At 61.1% G+C, this 5,822-nt stretch carries 5 protein-coding genes; all 5 read left to right on the plus strand.

Annotated features, from left to right (window positions below):
- Nucleotides 1–20: 20 nt before the first annotated feature.
- A complete protein-coding gene (gene ftsL, locus ACIP1X_RS26960) occupies nucleotides 21–314 on the plus strand; it encodes a cell division protein FtsL (RefSeq protein ID WP_053123650.1) in 294 nt (97 codons plus the stop codon).
- Nucleotides 314–2,053, plus strand: coding sequence for a peptidoglycan D,D-transpeptidase FtsI family protein (locus ACIP1X_RS26965; protein ID WP_400755796.1), 1,740 nt, complete (start codon nucleotides 314–316; stop codon nucleotides 2,051–2,053). The genes ftsL and ACIP1X_RS26965 overlap by 1 nt, the downstream gene beginning before the upstream one ends.
- A complete protein-coding gene (locus ACIP1X_RS26970) occupies nucleotides 2,053–3,516 on the plus strand; it encodes a UDP-N-acetylmuramoyl-L-alanyl-D-glutamate--2,6-diaminopimelate ligase (RefSeq protein ID WP_400755793.1) in 1,464 nt (487 codons plus the stop codon). The genes ACIP1X_RS26965 and ACIP1X_RS26970 overlap by 1 nt, the downstream gene beginning before the upstream one ends.
- Nucleotides 3,509–4,876 (plus strand): UDP-N-acetylmuramoyl-tripeptide--D-alanyl-D-alanine ligase, encoded by a 1,368-nt coding sequence (gene murF, locus ACIP1X_RS26975; protein WP_400755794.1) that lies wholly within the window; start codon nucleotides 3,509–3,511, stop codon nucleotides 4,874–4,876. The genes ACIP1X_RS26970 and murF overlap by 8 nt, the downstream gene beginning before the upstream one ends.
- Nucleotides 4,876–5,822, plus strand: a 947-nt coding sequence (gene mraY, locus ACIP1X_RS26980) for a phospho-N-acetylmuramoyl-pentapeptide-transferase (RefSeq protein WP_400755795.1), incomplete at its 3' end; no start/stop codon positions are given. The genes murF and mraY, both read left to right, overlap by 1 nt.

A 5,822-nucleotide genomic window follows, 5' to 3' on the forward strand; every position in this document is an offset into this window, starting at 1 on the left:
CGCGTCGCGGAGAAGTTGCGGTGAGCAAGCTTTTCGCCAAGCCATTGCCTGGCGGCAGCTTTTTGATGCTGCTGCTGTTTATCGGCGTGCTCGTGTCGGCCATCGGCGTGTCTTACAGCGCGCACTGGAACCGCCAGTTGCTCAACAATCTTTATAACGAACTCAGCGTGCGCGACAAGGCGCAGGCCGAGTGGGGCCGTTTGATTCTTGAACAAAGCACCTGGACCGCGCACAGCCGGATCGAAGTGCTGGCCAGCGAACAATTGAAAATGCACATTCCGGGCGCGGCTGACGTGAAGATGGTGGCGCCATGATGAAACTCGAAGGCGCACTCTTCCCGTGGCGCTTCCGCCTGATGGTGGCACTGCTCGGCGTGATGGTCGCAGCAATCTGCTGGCGCATCATCGACCTGCAAGTGGTTGACCGTGACTTCCTCAAAGGTCAAGGCGACGCACGCAGTCTGCGTCACATCCCGATTCCGGCTCACCGTGGTCTGATCACCGACCGTAACGGCGAGCCTTTGGCCGTCAGTACGCCGGTGACCACCCTGTGGGCCAACGCCAAGGAAATGCAGTCGGCCAAAGAGAAATGGCCGGCACTGGCGGCAGCCCTGGGTCAGGATCCGAAAGCCCTGACCGAGCGTCTCGAAGCTCAGGCCAACAAAGAATTCATTTATCTGGTGCGCGGGCTGACCCCCGAGCAGGGCCAGGCTGTGCTTGATCTGAAAGTGCCGGGCGTTTACGGCATCGAAGAATTCCGCCGCTTCTATCCGGCAGGTGAAGTTACTGCGCACATGGTCGGCTTTACCGACATCGATGACCACGGTCGTGAAGGCGTCGAACTCGCCTACGACGAGTGGCTCGCCGGTGTGCCGGGCAAACGGCAGGTCATCAAGGATCGGCGCGGTCGGCTGATCAAGGATGTCCAGGTCACCAAAAACGCCAAGGCCGGCAAGCCCTTGGCGTTGTCCATTGACCTGCGTCTGCAATACCTGGCCAACCGCGAGCTGCGTAACGCAATCATCGAAAACGGCGCCAAGGCCGGCAGTCTGGTGATCATGGACGTGAAGACCGGCGAGATCCTCGCCATGGTCAACCAGCCGACCTACAACCCGAACAACCGTCGCAACCTGCAACCGGCGATGATGCGTAACCGCGCGATGATCGACGTGTTCGAACCGGGTTCGACCATGAAAGCCATCTCGATGGCCGCCGCGATCGAAACCGGTCGCTGGAAACCGAGCGATACCGTCGAGGTTTATCCAGGCACCTTGCAGATCGGCAAATACACCATCAAGGACGTTTCCAGGTCCGAAGGTCCGGTGCTCGACCTCACCGGCATCCTGATCAATTCCAGTAACGTCGGCATGAGTAAGGTCGCGTTCGATATCGGCGGCGAAACGATTTTCCGCCTTGCGCAGAAAGTCGGCCTCGGCCAGGACACCGGCCTCGGCTTCCCGGGCGAGCGCGTCGGCAACCTGCCGAACTACCGCGAGTGGCGCAAGGCTGAAACCGCAACCCTGTCTTACGGCTACGGTATTTCCGTGACCGCGATTCAGCTGGTGCACGCCTTCTCGGCGCTGGCCAACAACGGTCGTCTCGCGCCGCTGACCCTGATCAAAACCGACAAGCCGCCGCAGACCACGCAAGTGCTGCCGGAAGCCGTCGCGAAAACCATGCAAGGCATGCTCACCCAAGTGATCGAAGCACCGCGCGGCGTATTCCGTGCGCAGGTGCCGGCGTATCACGTGGCGGGCAAGTCGGGTACTGCACGTAAAACGTCGGTAGGTACCAAGGGCTACGCCGAAAACTCGTACCGCTCGCTGTTCGCCGGTTTCGGCCCGATGAGCGATCCGCGTTACGCCATCGTTGTGGTGATCGACGAACCAAGCAAGGCCGGCTACTTCGGTGGTCTGGTATCGGCGCCAGTGTTCAGCCGTGTGATGTCCGGCACTCTGCGTCTGATGAACGTGACCCCGGACAATCTGCCGGCGACACAACAGGCCAACGCCACCCCGGTCATACCGCTGAAAGCCAATGGAGGGCGCGGCTGATGTCATTAAGTCTGAACAAGATATTCCCCCACGCCGGCCACGATCTGTTGATCCGTGAATTGGCGCTGGACAGCCGTAACGTACGCGCTGGCGATCTGTTCCTCGCCGTGCCGGGCGGCAAATTCGATGGCCGTGCGCACATCGCTGATGCACTGCAACGCGGTGCTGCCGCTGTAGCTTATGAAGTCGAAGGCGCCACTGTGCTGCCGATCACCGACGTGCCGCTGATCCCGGTCAAGGGCCTGGCTGCGCAACTGTCGGACATCGCCGGGCGTTTTTACGGTGAGCCAAGTCATCACCTGAACCTGGTGGGCGTGACCGGCACCAACGGTAAAACCAGCGTGACCCAACTGGTTGCGCAGGCGCTGGATCTGCTCGGTCAGCATTGCGGCATCGTCGGCACGCTGGGTTCCGGCTTCTATGGCGCACTGGAAAGCGGTCTGCACACCACGCCGAATCCGATTGCCGTGCAAGCGACATTGGGCGACCTGAAAAAGGCTGGCGCCAAAGCCGTGGCCATGGAAGTGTCGTCCCATGGTCTGGATCAGGGCCGCGTCACTGCACTGGCGTTCGACGTGGCGGTGATGACCAACCTGTCCCGCGATCACCTGGATTATCACGGCAGCATGGAGGCGTACGCCGAGGCCAAAGCCAAGCTGTTCGCCTGGAATGACCTGAAGTGCCGCGTGGTCAACCTTGACGACGATTTCGGCCGGCAACTGGCCGCTGAAAAACGTGAGTCGCGTTTGATCACCTATAGCCTGCTCGACAGTAGCGCCTATCTGTATTGCCGCGAAGCGCAGTTCGACGACCACGGTGTGCGCGCCACATTGGTCACGCCGCAGGGTGAACATCTCGTGCGTAGCACGCTGCTCGGTCGCTTCAACCTGAGCAACGTCCTTGCTGCGGTCGGCGCATTGCTCGGTCTGGATTACGCGCTCGACGAAATTCTCAAAGTGCTGCCGAAACTCGAAGGCCCGGCCGGACGCATGCAGCGTCTTGGCGGTGGCACGCAACCGTTGGTGGTGGTCGATTACGCCCACACCCCGGACGCATTGGAAAAGGTTCTGACCGCGCTGCGCCCGCACGTCAAAGGTCAATTGCTGTGCCTGTTCGGCTGCGGCGGTGACCGTGATCGCGGCAAGCGTCCGTTGATGGCTGAAGTGGTCGAGCGTCTGGCCGATCAGGTGCTGGTCACCGACGACAACCCGCGTACTGAAGATCCGGCAGTGATTTTCGATGACATCCGCGCCGGTTTCACGGCTGTGGATAAAGTCAGCTTCGTTGCTGGCCGTGGTCAGGCGATTGCACAACTGATTGCCGGCGCGTCGGCCGATGACGTGATCGTCCTGGCCGGTAAAGGTCACGAGGACTATCAGGAAATCAACGGCGAGCGTCACGCTTTCTCCGACTTGGTCGAGGCTGATCACGCCCTGACCGCTTGGGAGGTGGCCCATGCTTAAGGCCCTGAAACTCAGCGAACTGTCCAACGCTCTCGATGCCCGTTTGATTGCTGGTGATGCCAGCTTCGACGGCGTCAGCATCGACAGCCGTGCGATCCAGCCAGGCCAACTGTTTATTGCGCTGACCGGCCCGCGTTTCGACGGTCATGACTATTTGAATGACGTCGCCGCCAAAGGCGCGGTGGCTGCGCTGGTCGAGCGTGAAGTCGCCGACAGCACTTTGCCGCAATTGCTGGTGAAAGATACCCGTCAGGCCCTCGGCCAGTTGGGCGCGCTGAACCGCGCTGCTTTCACTCAGCCAGTCGCCGCGATCACCGGTTCCAGCGGCAAGACCACGGTCAAGGAGATGCTCGCGAGCATCCTGCGCACGCGCGGCCCGGTGCTGGCGACCCGTGGCAACCTGAACAACGACCTCGGCGTACCGCTGACCCTGATCGAACTGGCCGCGGAACACACCTCGGCCGTGATCGAATTGGGCGCCTCGCGTCTGGGTGAAATCGCCTACACCGTCGGGCTGACCAAGCCGCACGTAGCGATTCTGAACAATGCCGGCACCGCTCACGTCGGTGAGTTTGGCGGCCCGGAGAAAATCGTCGAAGCCAAAGGCGAAATCATCGAAGGGCTGGCGGCCGATGGCATCGCAGTGCTCAACCTCGATGACAAGGCTTTCGGTATCTGGAAGACCCGCGCTGCCGGTCGCAAGGTGTTGACCTTCGCCCTGAGCAACACGCAGGCGGACTTTTACGCCAGCGACCTGACCACCGATGCCCGTGGTTGCCCGGCCTTCAATCTGCACACACCTGAAGGTGTCGAGCGCGTTCAACTGAACCTGCTCGGCACCCATAACGTCGCCAATTCCATGGCCGCTGCCGCTGCCGCTCACGCCTTGGGCGTGTCGCTGTTCGGCATCGCCACCGGGCTTGGCGCGGTGCAACCGGTCAAGGGTCGCACCGTCGCGCAACTGGCGAAGAACGGCATGCGCGTGATCGATGATACTTACAACGCAAACCCCACCTCGATGTGCGCGGCCGTTGATATACTAGCCGGCTTTTCCGGCCGCACCGTCCTGGTGCTCGGGGATATCGGCGAGTTGGGCGATTGGGCGGAGCAGGGGCACCGCGACGTGGGCGAGTACGCCCGGGGCAAGGTTTCCGCGCTTTACGCCGTCGGGCCAAACATGGTTCACGCCGTCAACGCATTCGGTGAACAGGCGCATCACTTCGGCACGCAAGCCGAGCTGATCCAGGCCCTCGACGCCGAGCAGGATACAAACACCACTATTTTGATCAAGGGTTCGCGCAGTGCAGCGATGGAAAACATCGTTGCGGCTCTGTGCGGATCCAGTCTGGAGAAACATTAATGCTGCTGCTGCTAGCGGAGTATCTGCAACAGTTCTACAAAGGCTTCGCGGTCTTTCAGTACCTGACCCTGCGCGGGATTCTCGGTGTGCTGACCGCGCTGGTTTTGTCGCTGTGCTATGGCCCGTGGATGATCCGCACCCTGCAGAACCGTCAGATCGGTCAATCCGTGCGTAACGACGGCCCGCAATCGCACCTGTCCAAGTCGGGCACCCCGACCATGGGCGGCGCACTGATTCTGTCTTCGATCGGCGTCAGCACTTTGCTTTGGGCTGACCTGAGCAACCGCTACGTCTGGACTGTGTTGCTGGTGACCCTGCTGTTCGGCGCCATCGGCTGGGTCGACGATTACCGCAAAGTCATCGAGAAGAACTCCCGTGGCCTGCCGAGCCGCTGGAAGTATTTCTGGCAGTCGGTGTTCGGCCTCGGCGCGGCGATCTTCCTTTATATGACCGCGTCCACCCCGGTGGAAACCACGCTGATCCTGCCGATGCTCAAGGACTACAGCATTCCGCTGGGCCTCGGTTTCATCGTGCTGACCTACTTTGTGATCGTCGGTTCGAGCAACGCGGTCAACCTCACTGACGGCCTCGACGGTCTGGCGATCATGCCCACCGTGATGGTTGGCGGTGGCCTGGGCATCTTCTGCTACCTGTCGGGTAACGTGAAATTCGCTGAATACCTGCTGATCCCTTACGTGCCGGGCGCGGGCGAACTGATCGTGTTCTGCGGCGCGCTGATTGGCGCCGGGCTGGGCTTCCTCTGGTTCAACACCTATCCAGCGCAAGTGTTCATGGGCGATGTCGGTGCCCTGGCACTCGGCGCGGCACTGGGCACCATCGCGGTGATCGTCCGTCAGGAAATCGTCCTGTTCATCATGGGCGGCGTGTTCGTCATGGAAACCCTGTCAGTCGTCATTCAGGTTGCGTCCTTTAAGCTGACCGGTCG

The organism is Pseudomonas sp. NPDC088885 (genome assembly GCF_044750025.1).
In the GTDB taxonomy this organism is placed as follows: domain Bacteria; phylum Pseudomonadota; class Gammaproteobacteria; order Pseudomonadales; family Pseudomonadaceae; genus Aquipseudomonas; species Aquipseudomonas rustica.

Coding starts and splice junctions, on each gene's coding strand:
- ACIP1X_RS26965 (WP_400755796.1), top strand. CDS start 314: ATGAAACTCGAAGGCGCACTCTTCCCGTGGCGCTTCCGCCTGATGGTG.
- ACIP1X_RS26970 (WP_400755793.1), top strand. CDS start 2,053: ATGTCATTAAGTCTGAACAAGATATTCCCCCACGCCGGCCACGATCTG.
- murF (WP_400755794.1), top strand. CDS start 3,509: ATGCTTAAGGCCCTGAAACTCAGCGAACTGTCCAACGCTCTCGATGCC.